Genomic DNA, 19,049 nt, shown 5'->3' with positions numbered 1-19,049 from the left:
TTATTGTGTGTTTTAATCTTTTTTTTAAATATCATTATTTTGACTTTAATGAACTGATATTCATTTTTTTGCATTAAAATAGTTAACAATTTTTTAATATATTATTTAATTGTAGTTAACAAAAAGTAACGCGTAAAATAGTTGATTTTAAAATGATGTCATCTATTTTTGTTTCATCATTCAATGCGGTCTCAAAAATAAAAAGAGGATAGTGATGAAGAATTATACGACGGAGAATTAAAAAAAATAGCAAAACTTATCGGTTTCTTAAAAGCTGAAAGATTTGTACTAAACTTTTATTTAATGCTTTTAGTATTATTTATTTATCTGGCACTGAATGGTATTAAAAACGCAATAGAATTTTTTATGAAAGGTTGGGAAGCTTAAAAAAATTCTGGAGAGTTAAAAAACGTGATTGATGAGAAAAAAAAGAAATAACCGCTTGATTAAAAGCGGTTATTTTGTTGTTTAATGGTTTGGGATGGGTATGATGCTGCCCTAATAATTTAATGAAAGACCAACACCAAAGCCCATATCACTGTCATAGTGAGTACGGAAATCAATGTTTTTATTGATCACATAGCGCAGCTCCGCCATATATTCCATATCGGTATTCACCATAAATCCTCCCCTTATTCTTTTGGAAATGGGAATGTCCTTACGCATTAACTGCAGGCGGACAATTCCATCGTGATACACCTCGGCCTGGAAAGTCACAAGCATAGGTAAGGTATACATAAAACCTAAGCTAACCGCTTTTCGGAAGTCTTTCTCATTGGTCTGTCCAAATAAATTGGTTTCACGGGGATCTATTCCCATTTTACGGTACCGCCAGTCGAAGCCAATAAAAGGCATGAACCACTGCATTTTTCCGATATATCTTCCTAAATGGGTTTCCATTTCGTAACCATGCATATTGTTGTACCCTAAACGCCATTCTGCTCCTAAAGACCATCTTGAGTTTTGTAACATCACCTGACCATCATTTCCGTTAGTCGCGAAATCATTCTGGGCCATAAAGTGAGGCATATTGCTTTCCATCTGCAAAGCTTTGTATGCTTTTTCTTTATCGGGAAGTCCGGGATTTTTATAATCACCAACCGCAAATACCCTGTTCATACCGGCCATCATATGGTAGAGGATGTGACAGTGGAAAAACCAGTCGCCTTCTTCATTGGCTAGAAACTCAATAGTGTCTGTTTCCATTGGCATTACATCCAGTACATTTTTGAGTGGTGATCTTTCGCCCTTACCATTAATGACCCTGAAATCGAAACCATGCAAATGCATCGGGTGTCTCATCATAGAGTTATTATGGATGGTGATCCTTAATATTTCCCCTTTCTTTACCGGGATTTTGTCAGTTTCAGTAAGTACTTTGTTGTCCATGCTCCAGACGTAACGGTTCATATTTCCTGTCAGAGTAAATTTCAGTTCTCTCACCGGAGCATCTTTAGGAAGCGTTGTGTTGTGAGGAGATTTAAGCATGGCATAGTTCAGGGTAACAATGTCTCCCAGCGCGTTAGCATTGTAACGGTTGGCATCGTTATCCATATTCATATCCATACCCGTACTCATGTTATGCTTGCTGTGATCTTCTTTTTCTTTTTTCTTTTCCTTTTTCTTTGGATTAGCCTCACCTGTAATTTCAGGATACATCACCACATTCATGTCCATTTGATTCAGGCTCATCTTCATTCCCATATCATTCAGATCACCATTCATTTTCATCATGTCATTCATCATTTTCATGCCTTCGAAATATTTCAGACGCGGAAGAGGTGAAATGAGCTGTTTGATGCCGTTACCCACATAATAACTGGCAGATTGGGTTCTGTCCTCTGTGGTAGCCAGAAACTCGTAAGCGCGGCCGTCTTCCGGAATAGTGACCACGACATCATAAGTTTCTGAAACGGAAATAATCAATCGGTCTACTTCTACAGGTTCTACGTCGTTCCCATCATTGGCTACCACTGTTATTTTACCGCCTGCATACCGAAGCCAGAAGTAAGATGAAGCACCTCCGTTTGAAATTCGTAGCCTGACTTTATCCCCTGCTTTAAGTGGTTTTCCGTCAATACTTTTCAGATCTGTAGCATTACTTCCGTTGATTAATATTTTATCATAATACACGTCACTTACGTCCATTGCTGTCATTCGCTTCCATTCATTCGCTATCTTGGTTTTGAAATATCCTTCTCTGATAGCTTCTGCATAAGACTGCGTTGCATTTTTCTTAATTCCTGCCCAGTCGTTGGCATTATGCAGCATTCTGTTGATGTTATCAGGATTAAGATTGGTCCATTCGCTTAAGATAATGGGAACGGTTGGCAGATCATCAATACCTTTTCGGAAGGTTTTGTCGTCGTTACGTTTCTTCATGACAAAGTTCCCGTACATCCCGATCTGTTCCTGAAGTCCGGAATGGGAGTGGTACCAGTGGGTTCCATGTTGAATGATGGGAAAACGATAAGTATAGGTTGCGCCCGGCTTTATCGGTTCCTGAGTTAAGAAAGGAACACCATCTTCTTTATTGGGTAAAAATACGCCATGCCAGTGCAATGATGTGCTTTCCTTTAGCTGGTTGTGGACTACAATTTCGGCAGTATCACCCTCGGTGAAAGTAAGCGTGGGCATAGGAATCTGTCCGTTCACTGCAATCGCTCTTTTTTCTTTACCGGCGTAGGTGACAACAGTGTCCTTTACATAGAGCTCGTACCGGACCAGCTTTTGTGCAAAAACTATTTCCGAACAGAGCAGTATAAACATCACTGTCAGTAATTTTATCGGGATATTATTGGGTATATTCATTTTTATATTTCTTGTTAAATGAAACTTATTCCTGCGTTTCTAACCATTGGGTTAAAAGTTTTATCTGTGCATCATTCAGTTTTGCATTGTGGTGCATGAGCGTGTAGGAAGACATAGGCATTTTTTTAGTTTCAATCTGTTTTTTTATTGAGGTTATTAATCTTTTTTGTTTCCGCTGAGAATAAGAATCCCATTCACTAAAGTTGAGGTCTTCCTGTGCATCTTTAATGTGCTTTTCCACTAACAAACTTCTGGTCGGCTGGATATAATCATACCATTCATAATTGGTATTATTGCTGTGACAATCGTAGCAGGATGCCCGTATGATCGTCTTCATTTCAGCAGGCATATCAGCATAAGTCTGCATAAAATCGGTTGTAGCAGGCTGCCCCTTATCTACATTTGGGGCAGGCTGATAAAGCTGTGCAGCAAGAAAGACGAGAAGCAGAACAGCTCCTGTAATTTTCAGTGCTTTTTTCATCTTAATATTCCTTTTTTACGGAACCACAAGTCAACATTTTGCTGCCGTAATAAGGATTTTTAATCGATTTTGATTCACTGATCCAGACAGCACCTTTTCCGTCATTAAACATTGGGCAGTAATCACGGTAAAGTTTTTGAGTTGTCCCGAACAACGCAATAAGATCAGCCATATCCTGGCTTAGTGGGGCCATGTGCTCTCTCTGGTGATCAATTTTTCCAACGTTGTCGCCAATGTGTTCTGCATTTTCTTTGGCATCATCTGCGATATCCATATATTCCTTGTGTTTATTGGCAGGAATAGATTTCATATCTGTATTTTTTATGGTAGCCAATAACTTTTTCCCGGCACTGGCAGCAGCTTTATCGTTATCTGTTGTAAGTGCATTTTTCAGCTCAAGATAATCCTTGATGATCGGAGAGATGGAAAAACTTTTTATCTCTTCTTTCACCGGAGTTTTTGTCTCTTTTTCATTGATAGGTTCCGCAGGTAAGTTAGCAGAGGATTGCTCTGATGGCTGTGGCGCCTGTGTTTCTGAAGCAGCAGCAGTATGTTCAGTATGCTGATCTGTATTTTTATTGGAAGCTTCTTTACATGAAAATAAGGTAAGTCCTGTTAGTGCTATTATAGTAAATGATGAAAATATATTTTTCATTGTGTGAATATTTATAGTTGTTAAAGTTTTGAATGTCATGACGGTATGTCATGAGTTTTTAATTTATTTGTTGTCAATGGTTTCTACCGTACTCCCGCAGGTGATCATTTTTGAACCGAAAAACGGATTCTTGATCTCGTTTTCCAGACTTAGCCAATTGGCTCCTTTTCCATTATTGAACATCGGGCAGTGCTGATAATAGATAGGAGTATTGTATGGAGATACTTTAGCCAGATCATAGATGTTTTTAGACAGTAGGGCAAATGTTTCTCTCTGCTTGGAAATGTCTTTGGCTGAGGCTATTTTTTCAGTGTTAGCCGTCAGATCCTTCATTACTTTCATCCAAACCATATGTTCTTCAGTAGAAAGTTTCGTCATTTCAATAGCTTTGATTACGGTTAGTAACTTCGTGGCTGTTGCAGATGCAGCTCCTGCGTCTGTTTTCACTAAAGCATTTTTTATAGCAAAATAGGTATCGAAAACAGGCTTCAATTGAGAGGTATTCTGATTCTGAACTGGAGGTGTTTCTGCCTGAACCATTTTACTGTGATCATGACCGTTGTGGTCGGTGGCCATATTCATTCCCGCATCTTTGTTTTTAGCTACCGGTTTCAATTCTCTGGTATAATGACAACATTCCGGCAATGCGGTGTAAATGTCATCAGGAGCCAGGAATTTTTCACTGTCGAAGCCTGCCAGTGCAATTCGTTTTAAGATCTCGTCCTGGTTGGTCATTTGCGAGTCATAAGTTAAGGTAGCCATTTGGGTATCTTTATTCCAGCTTACTGCAGCTGTTTTCTTAAGGTTACCGGATTTTTCTATCATACCTTTACAGATATCACAGCTTCCATAAATCTTTATGGTTTCTGTCTTTGTATTTTTAAATTGGGCATTCATTGTCCATGTGATCAACACAGTAAATGCAACCAATATTTTTGATATTAATTTCATTGGATGAATTGTTTTTAAAAGCAAAAGAACGGTACGGTCTGTTGCTTTGTTTATAAACTGAAAATGTTGAAAACTAAGTGCGTTTTAGAAAAAAAAACGCATAGTTTAGGCTGTAATGATTTGAAATTAGCCTATTTTAGGAATTAGCCATATGGACAGAAACCCCTTCGAAATTGCGGTTTCGTACGGTGAAAAAGAGATGAAATTAAAGTTTTTTAGTTTTAAAAAATTAAAATCATACTTGTTGAATAGCGTAGGATTGAGATTTGAAACGGGACATTTACATAAAGGACTGTTACATTTCCCATTACATGTTTTTGAACCACAAAACTCACAATGATGTTTCTTACCCGCTTTTACGGTTTTGGTTTCACAGCTGGAGGATTTCGCAGGAGAAAACTTTAGATCACAGGCATAAGTCTGTTTGGGCATTAATAAAAATCCCAGCAGAATAAAAATGAATATATACCTGTGTTGAAACATTTCAATGCAAAAATAACAATTTATTTTCGTTCAATAAGAAATATATACACTTTTAGTATGTTTTTTAATGTAAATGAAAAATAATCGGTGATGAATTGCTTTTGTACTATTGGGACTTATTAGACTCTGCCGTATGTACTTCGTAAGAATGACGGCTTTAATTAGAGAAATGTCAGAAAAGAATAAATAAAAAAAGCAATCGACTGTATATCAGAAGATTGCTTTACTAAGTAGACCCACAGGGATTCGAACCCCAACTGATGGTACCAAAAACCAGAGTGCTACCGTTACACCATGGGTCTGCTTTATTTTGGTGGCGCGAAATTATAAAAAATATTTGATTGAAAAAAATATTTTTTGACGGATTAACAACTGAAAACACTGTGTCTGTCTGTAATTGTATGATTTTTAATAAAATAGACAGATGAATAATTTTGTTTTGTAAACAATTTATAGAGACCAATTTTCAACGGCTAAATAATAAAATCTTATCTTTGCAAAAAATTGGGCTCCAAAAGTTGGAGATACCCATTAATAATTTCATTTATTAAACATTTTTATGTCAAATATTGTCGCAATCGTTGGGCGTCCCAACGTAGGAAAATCCACACTTTTTAACCGTTTACTAGAAAGAAGAGAAGCCATCGTAGATTCTACGGCTGGTGTTACCAGAGACCGTCATTACGGGAAATCTGACTGGAACGGAGTAGATTTTACAGTTATAGATACAGGCGGATATGATGTAGGAACGGATGATATTTTTGAAGAAGAGATCCGTAAACAGGTTCAGCTGGCAATAGATGAGGCTACGTCTATCATTTTTATGATGAATGTAGAAGAAGGCCTTACTGATACCGATTACGAAATTTACGAACTTCTGAGAAGAGCCAATAAACCCGTTTATATCGTTATCAATAAAGTAGATTCTGCCAAAGAGGAAATAAACGCTACTGAATTCTATCAGTTAGGAATTGAGAAATATTACACTTTGTCTTCAGCTACAGGTTCTGGAACAGGAGAAGTCTTGGATGATATCGTTAAAGATTTCCCTACAACAGATTATAAAGATCCTTTCGAGGGCTTGCCGAAAATTACGATCGCAGGTCGTCCCAATGTTGGTAAATCCACTTTAACGAATGCTTTGCTTGATGTAGAAAGAAATATCGTAACTGATGTTGCAGGTACTACAAGAGACAGTATTCAGACGCTTTATAATAAATTCGGACACGAATTTGTTTTAGTTGATACTGCCGGAATGAGAAGGAAATCTAAAGTAAATGAGGATTTGGAATTTTATTCGGTAATGAGATCTATTCGTTCTATTGAATTTTCAGATGTTGTGATCATTATGGTGGATGCAACGCTTGGCTGGGAGTCTCAGGATATGAATATTTTCGGTTTGGCACAAAAGAACAGAAAAGGAATTGTGATCGTTGTGAATAAGTGGGATCTTATTGAAGATAAGAAAACCAATACCGTTAGGGATTTTGAAAATTCAATTAAAGAGAAGATCGGTCAGTTCAGTGATATTCCAATTCTTTTTGTTTCAGCATTAACGAAGCAGAGAATCTTGAAAGCCGTGGAAATGGCAATGGTTGTATACGAAGACCGTAAGAAAAAGATCAAAACTTCAAAATTAAACGAAGTGATGCTTCCTATTTTTGAGCAGACTCCGCCACCGGCTAACAAAGGAAAGTATATTAAAATTAAATATTGTGTACAGCTTCCAACGCCGTCACCACAGTTTGTATTTTTCTGCAACCTTCCGCAGTATGTAAAAGAACCTTACAAAAGATTTACTGAAAACCAACTGAGAAAGCAATTCGGGTTTACCGGAGTTCCTATTGAAGTGTATTTCAGACAGAAATAAGATAATTTGCAGATAAGTTAATTTGATGATGTGCTAATGTCAATTAAGATATGGAAAAGAAGAATGAAATTTTAGATTTGACTATCAGGTTTTCATTGGACATCATTAAATATACTGAATTACTTGAGAGCAGTAGGAAATTTGTCATTGCCAACCAGCTCATGAAATCAGGAACATCAATTGGGGCTAATGTTTTTGAAGCGCAAAGTTCTGAAAGCAGAGCAGACTTTATTCATAAGCTGAAAATCGCAGATAAAGAAGCGAAAGAAACAGAGTATTGGTTATTGCTTTGTGAAAACTCTGAAAATTATCACTTTGACCCGGCTTTAAAAATACAGTTATTGAGTATTCAGAAATTATTATCTAAAATAATCTCAACTGCCCAAAAACAGTAATCGATTCAATAATTATCAAATCAACATATTACCAAATCATCACATCATTACATTATCAAATTGACTATGGTAACAGAACTTTCAAAACAGTTTTCTTTAATAAACTCCTGGATCAATGAGCTTAGGAATGTAGACATCCAGCATGACAGAATGAGATTCCGTAGAAATATGGAACGTATAGGGGAAATTGCAGCATTTGAGATCAGTAAAGGATTAGAATACAAAGAAGTAGAGATTCAAACTCCATTGGACAAGATCAAAGTTCAGGAAATAGCTGTTCAGCCCGTGATTACCACTATTTTGAGAGCAGGAGTTCCTTTGTTTGAGGGGATTTTGAGCTACCTGGACAGAGCAGACTGCGGTTTCGTTGCAGCCTACAGAAAGCACGATGCCAACGATTATTTCTCCATCAAACAGGATTATCTTACTTGTCCCAACATTGAAGGAAGACCATTAATTGTAGCTGATCCCATGTTAGCAACAGGAGCTTCATTAATTGAAGCCATCAAAGATCTTTTGACAAACGGTACACCAACCCAGCTGCATATTGTAGCCGCAATTGCTTCAAGACAGGGAGTTGAAACTATTGAAAAAGCTTATCCTGATGCTAAAATTTGGGTAGGAACCATCGATGAAGGATTGACTTCAAAAGGATATATCACACCAGGACTTGGTGATGCCGGAGATTTAAGCTACGGTGAAAAACTACAACGATAAATTTTAAGAGAGATTCCAGAAATCTTTCATCAGATCAGATAATAAATTAGGCCGTACTTTTTCCATAGGATGCTTTGTATCCGGGAGTATGGCCAATTTTGCATTCGGAATACTTCGGTAAGCACGGATACTTTCCTCAATACTCACCATATTATCCTTATCTCCGGTCATAATCTGTACAGGAATATTGATAGCCCACAGACTGCTTTCATTCAGAGGTGGATTTTTACCAAGTGAAACCATCATCTGAGCAATGGCCGGCAGTAGCTGTTTCCATTTTGCACCATGCTGATTCTCCAGCTGTTCGGCATATTTCGGAACTTTTAAAAGAATAGCTTCCGGATCAAGCATTTTACTTTCCTTTAAAGCCTGCTCCTCAGTCCAGTTGAATTTTGTACCCAAAGTCATGATCGAATTAATTCTTTCAGGATATTTGAGAGAACAGTTGAGTGCAGCATAACCTCCCATACTGTGTCCGAAAATACAAACGTCTTCTAAGTTTTCTTTTACCAAATAATCCCTTATCTCCTCAGTATATTTTTCAATGCTAATACCGTTTTCAGATAACTCAGTACTTCCGTGTCCTGAAAATAAAAGCGTATGGATATTGAAATGCTTTGACAGCTCCTTTTCATAAGGTTTAAAAATATCAGAGTGTCCCAGTGCGCCGTGCAGTAAAAGCAGATTTTTCATAATCAAAAGTTTACCGGAAAATTAGGAAAAAGAATTGAGTTTTGGGCTATGGGAAGGAGGGTTTGAGAGTCACAGCGTCCTTGAGTGGGAGTGTCATAGACTTTTAGAGTTGCTGGTTGATAGTTGCTAGTTATTGGCTGCCAGTTGCTGGTGCAAACCCCGGAACTCTCAAACTCTCCGACACTAATACTCTCAAACACTTTTACGCATCAACTGCCATCACCAAAACACTTACTCGGTTGTCCCCTGAATTCAAAATCTCCCAGGCAATGGATGAAACTGTATTTCCGGTAGTGAAAACATCGTCAATTAAAAGAATATGCTTTCCGGAAATTGATTTTGAACGAGAAAAGGGATTCTTTGTTTCCAGGCGGTGTTTTTTGTCTTTCAAGGCCTGTGCTTTGGAATAATGATTTCTTTGAATGAGTTCATGATCGAATGGGATGCTATGAAATTTCGACAAAGTTTCTGTGAACAGATGAAGTTGATTATAACCTCTTTCCTTTAATTTTTTAGGATGAAGCGGAACCGAAAGCAGCAGATCCGGTTTTTCTTCTTTGAAATCCAAACGCTCTGTAGTCCATTCGGCAAGAGTTTTCCCTGCGTTTTCTCTGCTTTTATATTTCAGTTCGTGGATGATTTTTTGACTCAGGCCATCTTGTTCAAATTTCATCAGCGCATATGTATTTTCGACAGGAAACAGGAGTCTGCATTTTTCTTTGATGATGGTATCGCCGAAATAATCATAGTGTGTAAAATGAATCTGTTCAAAACATAAACTACAGACTAAAAGCTTCGCGTCTATGATCCGGCCGCAGTGAATACAGCGGTTTGGGAAAAATAAATCTAATATCATTGGTGTTTTTTTTAAATGAGAAGTTAGATGTTAGAGATTAGAAGTTAGAAGGGGGAATTTGTAATTGTGTGACTACAATTCAAAATTCAAAATTTATAACTCATAACTCATAATTCATCACTCATCAATTGTTTTCTGATTTTCTCAATTGCATTTTTCATACTAAGGTTAAAATGTTCCTTTTCCAGTCGGACTGGCGGGGCCTGTCGTACTTCACAATCCGGAATGCTGCAGGATTCGCAGGTGACGCCTACATTGACCGTTTTTAACGTCGGGGATTTTACAAAACCAATTTTTTTAATGGTCTGGGAATTCAGTAAAATACCAAGACAGTAGCTTCTGTTGCTGCCGTCTGAAAACGGGTTTTTCTGTGAAGTTGAAATCACCAGATAGCTTACGCCCTGATCCTTGTAGTGAGAGATTTGCGCATCAGTGAGGGTTTCGTTCTCCTTTAAATGATGTAAATTTTTTACAGCAATCCATCGTCGGCAGTAATGTTCATTCATAGCGTTCGCGTGCGGCGCCTGCTGATGATTCAGATGAAGTTCCTTTAAAATCTGGATCTTATCCGAATTTTTTTTCTTGACCAGACACAGATAGAATAAATCTTTGATGCCCAATTCTGATGAAAGCAAATTGGTCAGTCGGTAATAAAATGTTTCAGGAGAATCTGTAAAACTTTCAATCAGGGCCTCAAAACTTTTCGGTTCCCACGTATTTTGGAGTAAAAATTCTGAAGTTTTTTCAAGTGTTTTTTCCTTTGAAATTAATAAAGCTCCGGCAAAGTAAGAAGCGTAAAAATTATTCAGAATTTCTTCAAAACTTCCAAAGTCCAGCCATGAATACGTATTGGGGCGAGTTTTTAGTTCCAACACATTGAATCCAATTTCTTTAGCTAAAATAAATGTTCGCTGATCTTTTTTAAGTTTTCTGTTCAAAAGCAGCAATTTCTGTTCAGGAATGAAAAGAGAACGCAGATTATCCAAAGTTCCGAACTGCTCAAAGTCCTCAGACCGTATGCTGTAATGAAACTTTTCAGTGAGAATAGTCTCCAAAACAGAAGCTCTTAAATCTTTGCTGATATCCAATCCGTTTTCTCTGATAAATTCCACTGTTTTATCTTCAATTTCAGGAAAATGATTGTCATAAAGCTCCTGGAAAGACCTGAGTACGGCGAAATAAAAACGTTCCTTTCCTAAATTATAATTCTGAGATATTTCGATCAACGCATTGATAAAAGCAGTTACTTTTTTGGGAGCATCACTGATGATACTGATCAGATTATTTTTGCTGATTCCAAAAAGATCTAACGGGACTTCTTTGAAAAAATCCGATTGCAGAATTTCATTGAATGGGGCTAGACTTTTATCCAGTTTGGTGGAAACCAGTTCATCAAAAGTGCAACTCAGAGATTCCGAAAGCTGGATAATTTTATCATGCTTTGGATACTTTTTTCCGTTTTCAATTTCATTAAGATAAGATTTAGACAAACCAGTCTTTACCGCAAGATCTTGCAGAGACCAGTTTTTCTTTTGTCTAAGCTGTTTAAGCTTTAGTCCGAAAACTGTTTTGATAAAATCGCTTTCTGAATTCATAGTCAAATATAAATAATTGGATGCGATTATCCGCATAATAAATTTTAAAAATAATTAGCGAACGTTCGCTGGTTGTGAAAATTTTTATTTATGTTTGTAACATCAAATCACAAAATCAATAGGTTATGGAAACCAAGACACAATTAAAAATAAAAGCTCAGACGCAGTTTGAAGAGGTTTTTACTCCGCAATTGACCGATTTTCTGGTGGCACTTCATCAGAATTTTAATCAGAAAAGGTTGAAGCTTTTAGAAGAAAGAAAAAATATACAACAGCTTTTTGATTTGGGAAATCTTCCGGGATTTTTGCCGGAAACTGAAGAAGTGAGAAACGGTGACTGGACCTGCGCGTCACTTCCCGATGATCTGTTGGATAGGAGGGTGGAAATCACAGGCCCCGTAGACCGGAAAATGATTATCAATGCGCTTAATTCCGGTGCATCCACTTTTATGGCTGATTTTGAAGACAGCAGCTCGCCAACCTGGGAAAACTGTATTCGAGGCCAGATTAATTTAAAGGATGCCATAAGACGAAATATAGATTTCACCGCTGAAAATGGAAAATCTTACCAGCTCGATGAACAAACTGCCACCCTGCAGGTCCGCCCAAGAGGATTGCATCTTCCGGAAAAACATATAGAGATGAATGGTGAAGAAGCATCCGGCTCGTTAACAGATTTTGGAATTTACTTTTTTAATAATGCAGAGCAACTCATAGAAAATGGAAGTGGACCCTACTTTTACCTTCCGAAATTAGAACATTACAAAGAAGCCCGCTGGTGGAATGAGGTTTTTGTTTTTGCTCAAAATTACCTTGGAATTCCTACAGGAACTATCAAAGCAACTGTTTTGATTGAAACGATTACGGCCTCTTTTCAGATCGATGAAATTTTATTTGAATTAAAAGAACACAGTGCAGGCCTGAACTGCGGAAGATGGGATTATATTTTCTCATTCATCAAAAAATTCAGAAACCTTCCTGAATTTATGGTTCCGGACAGAGATCAGGTGACGATGGCTTCTCCTTTTATGAGCGCCTATTCAAAAAGAGTAATTGAAATTTGCCACAAAAGAAACGTTCATGCCATCGGTGGAATGGCTGCACAAATTCCTGTAAAAAATGATGATGAAGCCAATTCCGCTGCTTTTGAAAAAGTAAGAAAAGACAAAGAGCGTGAAGTGAAAAATGGTCACGACGGAACCTGGGTGGCACATCCTGCATTAGTATCGATCGCAAAAGAAATTTTTGATCAGCATATGCCCGCGAAAAACCAGATTGATAAAAAATTTGAATACCATATCACAGAAGCAGATTTGCTGGAAGTTCCACAGGGTGAGATCACAGAAAAAGGGGTAAGAAAAAATATCAACGTAGGTATTTTATATCTGGAAAGCTGGCTGATGGGAGTGGGCGCAGCAGCCATTTACAATTTGATGGAAGATGCCGCCACTGCAGAAATCTCAAGAACACAGCTCTGGCAGTGGCTTAAAAATGATACTAAGCTGGATAATGGTCTTATCCTGACCAGAGAAATGATTCTTCAATGGGAGGCTGAAGAAATAGAATACATTGAAAAATATGTAGGCGAAGAACGTTTTAAAAACGGAAAATTCAATTTAGCGAAAGAACTTTTCAATGAGCTGGTATTCTCGGAAAAATTCGAAGAATTCCTGACCTTGAAAGCGTACCCGTTTATTGGGTAAGAGAGTTTGAGAGTGGGAGAGTTTTTGGATGCGGGATTCGAACCGGCAACTATGAATCAACAACTCTAAAACTCTCAGACACTCAAACTCTCAAACCCTATCTCCTCAATACAAAACAATAAATCCAAAATATTATGAAAACAAGACAAGAACAGATCCATGCTATAGAACAGGATTGGCTGAACAATCCGCGCTGGACCGGAGTGAAAAGAACGTATACTGCTGAGGAAGTATTAAAACTTCGTGGCACGTACACAATTGATTATACCATTGCAACCGAAATGTCCAAAAAATTCTGGGACAAACTGAATAACCAGGATTATGTAGCCGGACTTGGTGCGCTTACAGGAAACCAGGCGGTTCAGGAAGTTGATGCAGGGCTGGAAGCTATTTATCTTTCAGGCTGGCAGGTGGCTGCAGATGCCAATCTTTCAGGGGAAATGTATCCCGATCAGTCATTGTATCCGGCGAATTCAGTGCCTTCTGTGGTGAAAAAGATCAATAATGCTTTATTAAGAGCAGACCAGATCCAGTCGGTAAGTGGAAACGGAGATAAAGAATATTTAGTTCCGATTATTGCCGATGCGGAGGCCGGATTCGGAGGCAACCTGAATGCTTTTGAACTGATGAAACAGATGATTGAGGCGGGAGCAGCAGGCGTTCATTTTGAAGACCAGCTTTCTTCTGCGAAAAAATGCGGGCACTTGGGTGGAAAAGTATTGGTTCCTACTCAGGAAGCTATTAATAAACTGGTTGCGGCGCGTCTGGCTTCAGATGTATTGGGTGTTCCAAGTATTATTATTGCGAGAACGGATGCTGATGCGGCAGATCTTCTGACTTCTGATATTGATGAAAGAGACAAGAGATTTGTGACCGGAGAAAGAACTTCCGAAGGTTTTTATGTAGTTAATAATGGAGTAGAGCAGGGAATAGACCGCGGACTTTCATATGCGCCTTATGCAGACCTCATCTGGATGGAGACCTCTAATCCCGATCTGGAGCAGGCGAGAAAATTTGCAGAAGGAATTCATGCTCAGTTTCCGGGGAAAATGTTGGCTTACAACTGTTCGCCATCGTTCAACTGGGCGGCGAGATTAAGTGTGGAAGAAATGGCTAATTTCCGTGAAGAGCTTGCAAAAATGGGCTATAAATTCCAGTTTATCACGCTGGCAGGTTTCCACGCACTGAATACTGCGATGTTTGAACTTGCTTTAGCTTATAAAGAAAGAGGAATGGCAGGATATTCCGAACTTCAGGAACGTGAGTTTGCACTTCAGCAAAAAGGTTTCAGAGCTGTAAAACATCAGTCATTTGTAGGGACGGGATATTTTGACGAGGTTCAGAATGTAGTGACTAACGGTTCTTCCGCAACAGTAGCGATGAAAGATTCCACGGAAACAGCACAGTTTCACTAATTATTTTACATTGATTTTTATATATACAAACCTTCTCAGTATTGAGGAGGTTTTTTTTGGTGCAAAAGAAATTAATAAATGGATGAAATTGTGAAATAAATGGGGGAATATAAAACAACACATTTTAGTTGTATAGATTCTTGATAGATATTTTTTTACAATACGTCTTATTTGTGTTGATTTTTTACATGTTTTATAATTGTGTTGTCTCATTTTTCTGTTAATAAAACATTATCTATTGAGAAAAATTGTGTTAATATAAGGCTTGTTGTTTATTGGTAATCAGATTGTTAAAAATATTCGTTGTTAACTGCTCCTAAAACTGCTTTATTTTTTTCATCATTTATACTAGTTTTGAACAGAGCGAAACACGAATGAATTTTAAGATACTATTCTGTTCCTGGAAAAAAGATCTCATAATAATTCGATGAAAAAAAAATAAATTTAAAAATAACAAATTCCGATCTTATTGGTTGGCTATAGAAAAAATTGGCGTCCCACCAATGCCCAGAATTTTAGATCATCACAAAGTAATGTAAACAGTATGGAGTATCTTGAACATAAAAGTAAAGATGAAAAAATGGATTTTCCACTGTATAAGGTTGACTATTAAAATATCAAAAAGATGATCATTGCAATAGGGAAAAAGTAGATTCTAAAAACACAAATGATGATGATGAAGTATGCGCCGCTGGGCAGGCCTGCTTCATCTTTTTTATGGAGTGATTTCTAAAAAAACACTGAAAATTTAACTGCTTTTTAAGTCAGTTATCAATGTAATCGGAGTCAAAAGTTCATATATTTGATCATTCATGAAGCCGAAACATAAATGGATTTAATTTATCAAAAACAAATTCAGGTAACTGAAGAACACATAGACCAGAATAACCACGTTAATAATGTGCAGTATGTACATTGGGTTGAGGAAATAGCAGCTGAGCATTGGGATTCTTTAAAGTATAAGACAGAGTTTGCTGAATTCGCTTGGATACTTGTTGATCATCATATTCAGTACAAAAAACAGGTGTATCTTGGGGATGTAATTACGATTAAAACTTACCCTAAAGCTCCTGAAGGCATAAAGCAGCCCAGAAAAGTTGAGTTTTACTGTAATGATAAACTTGTCGTAGATTCAAGGACTCTATGGGTTTTGGTTGATTTAAAAACGCAAAAGGTAAAGAGGTTGGAAAGTGACTGGATGGATGATCTTACAGAACCGGATTTATAGCTCTGAATTTAATTTTATAATAAAAACACTTTATATTCAGGTGTTTTTACAATAGATAATGTTGTTATGTAAACAAAGGAAGTTGTAGAGTTTAAATAAAATGTTAGTTAAATACCTGTGACTTAATATAGTCTACATCCACATTCTTAATATAATTAACCAGATTGGTATACTGTGGATGGGTATTGAATACCCAAAACTACAACAGGTACGGATATGTGATGAATAATCCGCTGATGTACATTGACCCGAGTGGAGAGGTTGCATGGGTAGTTGTAGGAGCTGTCGTAGGAGCTGTGGCAGGGGCTTACTTCACGGGAGTAAAAGCTAACGGTTCATGGAATCCAGCCAAATGGAACTGGGGAGCAACCTGGGGCAAAATTGCCATGGGAGGAGCAATAGGAGCTTTCACTGGCGCTGTTGGAGCTGCAGTAGGAGTTTCTGCTGCCGCCTATGCTGCAACGTCATGGGGGATATCTGGCGGTCTGTTAGGAGGTGCTATATCAGGCGCTACTGGAGGAGCTGTATCGGGTGCTCTCAGTGGATTTGCAACCTCGGTGATGTTTGGCGAAAATGTAATAGAAGGAACCTTGGTGGGTGGTTTGTCCGGAGCTGCTATAGGAGGCGTTGCTGGAGGATTAATTGGAGCTGGAAGCCAGATTGCAAAGAATATACAGGCTGCTAAAACAGGAGCTTCGCAAGGAACGATTTTGAAAGGAGCACCGATAGCACAAGGAAGAAGTGCTTGGACTTTAAATAATACACCGAAAACAACTACAGTAGGGATAACAGCTCCAAAAACTAATACTTTAATAGTTGGAGATATTAATGGAGGATATGCTGATGAAATTGTTGGCTATCAGATTATTGACGAGCAGGCTACATCTATACCTATATATAAGGAAACTCCTAAATTTAGCAATCAGGGTGAATTTTCGAAGACAACTGAAATGGTCAAAGTACGTCACCATACATCATTGACTGCACTTAAATCAATTAAAAGCAGTGGTTTAATAAACGCTTCTAGAGGAAAACCATACGGAGTAGATGTAGAAGTTTCTCCTTTTGCAAAGGCCACTAAGGTTGACTTAGGACAATATGGTAGCGGTTCATATATTGAATTTTCTGTTCCAAAAATTCAAGTTGGCCCCCCAGCTTCTCCTGGCATTGGAGGAACAGGAAATGCGGGACGTATTGTAACGGGTGGAGCACCATTAAAAATATCAGATTCTGCACCAAAATTTGTACGATGGAATTGGCTAGGTTTTTAAATTTTTATTATGAAAAAAATTCAAATAAATTATTCACAATTGATGTTCTTGTATGCTTATCTCCGATTAATCAATCTTTCTCTCGACAGGAATAAGTGGACTACATGGGATGAGTTACAAGACTATTTTAAAAATATCATAGTACCTTCCAAAGTAACTCAATACCTTATTAATAGCTTTCATTTACCTAAAACAGATTTTGAAAATTTCAATTTTATTCCTGAAGAAAAGTCATTACTTAATAAATTGAGGCCTATCGTATTTAAAACATTTCCTCTAAAACAGGATGAAATATTATATTGCTGCAAGCTCTTATTTGAATTTGACCAAGCACTTCATTCAGATCTCAAAAAATATCATGTGGGAATTGAAAAAATAAGAGTTGATATTGCAAAATATAATATGAATATTTTGGGGAAGATGATCTTATGGAAAGATTTAGATAGACTTATGAAGATTGAACATTTTTGGCAAAGTGAAAAAAATGATATTTCTAAATTAGAAGAGTTTGTACCTAATGATTTTTGGAATAAATGAAAAAAATAAAAAATCTAGAAAAAATAACAAGTATTTACAGAGATTGGAAACCTTCAGATATAGCATTCATAAAGTCTCTTGAATGGTCAACTCAAAATTTAGTAATTAATTTTTACTGCCAATTAAGGGAGAATGTAAACGGATGGCCAGATGTTTCAGGGGATTTTTTTGAGGTATCAATACTATTCAAAACTGTATCAAGTTTGAATATTAAATTTAGTGGAATGGGGTTGCACCAAATTTCAGGCTTTGATATTTTAGATCTTTCAGCTAATGGTCTGGAGAATATAAATTTTCAGATTGAAGATTATGAGGATGATAGTATCAATTTTTTTTGTAAAGAAATTGAAATAAATAATGTATCTGCTTCAAAAAAAAAATAGACATTTTTTGAGTTATTTCTAAAACAAAGTACTACAATAAGCTGTAGGATCAATTTTGCCAAAAACAGCACCAGTAACTATTGGGAATTTTGATCTCGGCGCTGGTGAGTTTGTAGGCGCTGGGTTTGCCATTGAACAGAGTATCTAGTATCAATATAAACTCAGATTACTATTCTTGTTCTGATAAATCTTCTATAATTATAGAAGATTTATCACCTGCACAAATAGAGGGGGTTACATATAAAGTAGCTATTGCGGAAGACTCGATGACCTTCTATTGTAAAAGTATCATCTTGAAAGATTAGTAGGGGTAAGTTTACAAAAAGTGAAAAAATAGGCAATTATAACAATTAAGTGGCAACTCAAACAATCAGACTAAGTTTTAAGATGAACATTTGAAACATTAAAATATGCTAGTAATGCATTTTAAAAAATACATTAAACTTTATTATTTAAAGTAATTAACACCATCTGATATTATGAAAAACACATCTTTAAAGATAATTTTAGTTCTATTCTTATTTTCATTGACAGTCTGTTGCTCAAAGGAAAAAGATCAAGATAAACCTAAGGGTATCTCAATAGAAAAATATAAAAAAGAGATTCTGATGAATGGCAATATTGATGCCTACAAACAATTAACTCTATATTATCTTAACTCACCATTTCATAATGAAACTTTGCCCTACTCAATTTTAATGGCAGATAAATATAATAACGGAGATGCTTGTCATGAGATCTTTGTACAAATAATTGGACTGAAACAGGCTCCAGGGACTCAACATTATGATCTATCAATTTTTAATAAGTTGAATAAGGGCGAAAAGGAATATGTCTTATTTTATTTGAAAAAAGGAGCTAAACTCAAAGATATAGGATGTATAGTAGCTCTTAGAGAACTTGGTATTTCTGACAATGATTAATACATTCAGAACGAACATCTTTATTCTATTTACAAACAAAAACCGTTGCTAAAAAGCAACGAATTTAAAGGGAAGATTTGGC

Annotated in this window: 17 protein-coding genes and 1 tRNA gene; 10 read left to right on the top strand and 8 right to left on the bottom strand. The window is 36.9% G+C overall.

Annotated features, from left to right (window positions below):
- Positions 1–498: 498 nt before the first annotated feature.
- From BM143_RS06505 to BM143_RS06480, 5 genes are all read right to left on the bottom strand, one after another.
- Entirely contained in the window at positions 499–2,811 is a 2,313-nt protein-coding gene (locus BM143_RS06505; protein ID WP_090023742.1) for a multicopper oxidase domain-containing protein, read from the bottom strand.
- 25 nt (positions 2,812–2,836) lie between these two features.
- On the bottom strand, positions 2,837–3,292 hold the full coding sequence (locus BM143_RS06500; protein WP_090023741.1) for a heme-binding domain-containing protein: 456 nt from the start codon (positions 3,290–3,292) through the stop codon (positions 2,837–2,839).
- 1 nt (position 3,293) lies between these two features.
- The gene (locus BM143_RS06495; RefSeq protein WP_090023740.1) at positions 3,294–3,947 is read right to left on the bottom strand and encodes a DUF3347 domain-containing protein; all 654 of its coding nucleotides are present in this window, start codon (positions 3,945–3,947) and stop codon (positions 3,294–3,296) included.
- Between the two features lie 63 nt (positions 3,948–4,010).
- Positions 4,011–4,898 (bottom strand): DUF3347 domain-containing protein, encoded by an 888-nt coding sequence (locus BM143_RS06490; RefSeq protein ID WP_090023739.1) that lies wholly within the window; start codon positions 4,896–4,898, stop codon positions 4,011–4,013.
- A 714-nt stretch (positions 4,899–5,612) separates the two neighbouring features.
- Positions 5,613–5,683 (bottom strand) — tRNA-Gln (locus BM143_RS06480).
- A gap of 257 nt (positions 5,684–5,940) precedes the next feature.
- Here BM143_RS06480 and der point away from each other — a divergent pair.
- The 3 genes from der (at position 5,941) to upp (ending at position 8,363) form a co-directional block, all read left to right on the top strand.
- Complete coding sequence (gene der / locus BM143_RS06475; protein WP_090023737.1) at positions 5,941–7,251, top strand: ribosome biogenesis GTPase Der; 1,311 nt, start codon at positions 5,941–5,943, stop codon at positions 7,249–7,251.
- Positions 7,252–7,301: 50 nt separating this feature from the next.
- Positions 7,302–7,646, top strand: coding sequence for a four helix bundle protein (locus tag BM143_RS06470; protein WP_090023736.1), 345 nt, complete (start codon positions 7,302–7,304; stop codon positions 7,644–7,646).
- A 66-nt stretch (positions 7,647–7,712) separates the two neighbouring features.
- The gene (upp, locus tag BM143_RS06465; protein ID WP_090023735.1) at positions 7,713–8,363 is read left to right on the top strand and encodes a uracil phosphoribosyltransferase; all 651 of its coding nucleotides are present in this window, start codon (positions 7,713–7,715) and stop codon (positions 8,361–8,363) included.
- A 3-nt stretch (positions 8,364–8,366) separates the two neighbouring features.
- On the opposite strand, the gene BM143_RS06460 is transcribed toward upp, so the two are convergent.
- The 3 genes from BM143_RS06460 to BM143_RS06450 all read right to left on the bottom strand — a co-directional run bounded on the left by BM143_RS06460 (position 8,367) and on the right by BM143_RS06450 (position 11,507).
- On the bottom strand, positions 8,367–9,056 hold the full coding sequence (locus tag BM143_RS06460; RefSeq protein ID WP_090023734.1) for an alpha/beta fold hydrolase: 690 nt from the start codon (positions 9,054–9,056) through the stop codon (positions 8,367–8,369).
- Between the two features lie 202 nt (positions 9,057–9,258).
- Positions 9,259–9,912 carry a ComF family protein gene (locus tag BM143_RS06455; RefSeq protein ID WP_090023733.1) on the bottom strand — a complete coding sequence of 218 codons (654 nt, stop codon included), beginning with the start codon at positions 9,910–9,912 and terminating at the stop codon, positions 9,259–9,261.
- Positions 9,913–10,019: 107 nt separating this feature from the next.
- Positions 10,020–11,507 carry a helix-turn-helix domain-containing protein gene (locus BM143_RS06450; RefSeq protein ID WP_090023732.1) on the bottom strand — a complete coding sequence of 496 codons (1,488 nt, stop codon included), beginning with the start codon at positions 11,505–11,507 and terminating at the stop codon, positions 10,020–10,022.
- 125 nt (positions 11,508–11,632) lie between these two features.
- On the opposite strand from BM143_RS06450, the gene aceB reads away from it, so the two are divergent.
- The 7 genes from aceB (at position 11,633) to BM143_RS06415 (ending at position 18,967) form a co-directional block, all read left to right on the top strand.
- Positions 11,633–13,210 (top strand): malate synthase A, encoded by a 1,578-nt coding sequence (gene aceB / locus BM143_RS06445; protein ID WP_090023731.1) that lies wholly within the window; start codon positions 11,633–11,635, stop codon positions 13,208–13,210.
- A 134-nt stretch (positions 13,211–13,344) separates the two neighbouring features.
- Positions 13,345–14,625, top strand: coding sequence for an isocitrate lyase (aceA, locus tag BM143_RS06440; RefSeq protein WP_090023730.1), 1,281 nt, complete (start codon positions 13,345–13,347; stop codon positions 14,623–14,625).
- Positions 14,626–15,454: 829 nt separating this feature from the next.
- Positions 15,455–15,853 carry an acyl-CoA thioesterase gene (locus BM143_RS06435; RefSeq protein WP_090023729.1) on the top strand — a complete coding sequence of 133 codons (399 nt, stop codon included), beginning with the start codon at positions 15,455–15,457 and terminating at the stop codon, positions 15,851–15,853.
- A 164-nt stretch (positions 15,854–16,017) separates the two neighbouring features.
- A complete protein-coding gene (locus BM143_RS06430; RefSeq protein WP_139222002.1) occupies positions 16,018–17,124 on the top strand; it encodes an RHS repeat-associated core domain-containing protein in 1,107 nt (368 codons plus the stop codon).
- Between the two features lie 9 nt (positions 17,125–17,133).
- Positions 17,134–17,661: a hypothetical protein gene (locus BM143_RS06425; RefSeq protein WP_090023727.1), complete on the top strand. Its 528-nt coding sequence runs from the start codon at positions 17,134–17,136 to the stop codon at positions 17,659–17,661.
- Positions 17,658–18,044 (top strand): hypothetical protein, encoded by a 387-nt coding sequence (locus BM143_RS06420; RefSeq protein WP_090023726.1) that lies wholly within the window; start codon positions 17,658–17,660, stop codon positions 18,042–18,044. Before BM143_RS06425 ends, BM143_RS06420 begins: the two co-directional genes overlap by 4 nt.
- Positions 18,045–18,523: 479 nt before the next feature.
- Positions 18,524–18,967 carry a hypothetical protein gene (locus tag BM143_RS06415; protein ID WP_090023725.1) on the top strand — a complete coding sequence of 148 codons (444 nt, stop codon included), beginning with the start codon at positions 18,524–18,526 and terminating at the stop codon, positions 18,965–18,967.
- The last annotated feature ends 82 nt before the right edge of the window (positions 18,968–19,049 follow it).

It is taken from the genome of Chryseobacterium oleae (genome assembly GCF_900115055.1).
Lineage (GTDB): Bacteria > Bacteroidota > Bacteroidia > Flavobacteriales > Weeksellaceae > Chryseobacterium > Chryseobacterium oleae.
Note: the sequence above shows the minus strand (reverse complement) of the source record. Positions and strands in the feature narration are given on the sequence as shown.

Bases quoted from the DNA above. Each gene is read 5' to 3' on its own strand.
- BM143_RS06450 (WP_090023732.1), bottom strand. From the start codon at position 11,507: ATGAATTCAGAAAGCGATTTTATCAAAACAGTTTTCGGACTAAAGCTT.
- aceB (WP_090023731.1), top strand. From the start codon at position 11,633: ATGGAAACCAAGACACAATTAAAAATAAAAGCTCAGACGCAGTTTGAA.
- BM143_RS06455 (WP_090023733.1), bottom strand. From the start codon at position 9,912: ATGATATTAGATTTATTTTTCCCAAACCGCTGTATTCACTGCGGCCGG.
- BM143_RS06470 (WP_090023736.1), top strand. From the start codon at position 7,302: ATGGAAAAGAAGAATGAAATTTTAGATTTGACTATCAGGTTTTCATTG.
- upp (WP_090023735.1), top strand. From the start codon at position 7,713: ATGGTAACAGAACTTTCAAAACAGTTTTCTTTAATAAACTCCTGGATC.
- BM143_RS06490 (WP_090023739.1), bottom strand. From the start codon at position 4,898: ATGAAATTAATATCAAAAATATTGGTTGCATTTACTGTGTTGATCACA.
- BM143_RS06420 (WP_090023726.1), top strand. From the start codon at position 17,658: ATGAAAAAAATAAAAAATCTAGAAAAAATAACAAGTATTTACAGAGAT.
- BM143_RS06415 (WP_090023725.1), top strand. From the start codon at position 18,524: ATGAAAAACACATCTTTAAAGATAATTTTAGTTCTATTCTTATTTTCA.
- BM143_RS06435 (WP_090023729.1), top strand. From the start codon at position 15,455: ATGGATTTAATTTATCAAAAACAAATTCAGGTAACTGAAGAACACATA.
- BM143_RS06495 (WP_090023740.1), bottom strand. From the start codon at position 3,947: ATGAAAAATATATTTTCATCATTTACTATAATAGCACTAACAGGACTT.
- BM143_RS06505 (WP_090023742.1), bottom strand. From the start codon at position 2,811: ATGAATATACCCAATAATATCCCGATAAAATTACTGACAGTGATGTTT.
- BM143_RS06425 (WP_090023727.1), top strand. From the start codon at position 17,134: ATGAAAAAAATTCAAATAAATTATTCACAATTGATGTTCTTGTATGCT.
- der (WP_090023737.1), top strand. From the start codon at position 5,941: ATGTCAAATATTGTCGCAATCGTTGGGCGTCCCAACGTAGGAAAATCC.
- BM143_RS06460 (WP_090023734.1), bottom strand. From the start codon at position 9,056: ATGAAAAATCTGCTTTTACTGCACGGCGCACTGGGACACTCTGATATT.
- aceA (WP_090023730.1), top strand. From the start codon at position 13,345: ATGAAAACAAGACAAGAACAGATCCATGCTATAGAACAGGATTGGCTG.
- BM143_RS06500 (WP_090023741.1), bottom strand. From the start codon at position 3,292: ATGAAAAAAGCACTGAAAATTACAGGAGCTGTTCTGCTTCTCGTCTTT.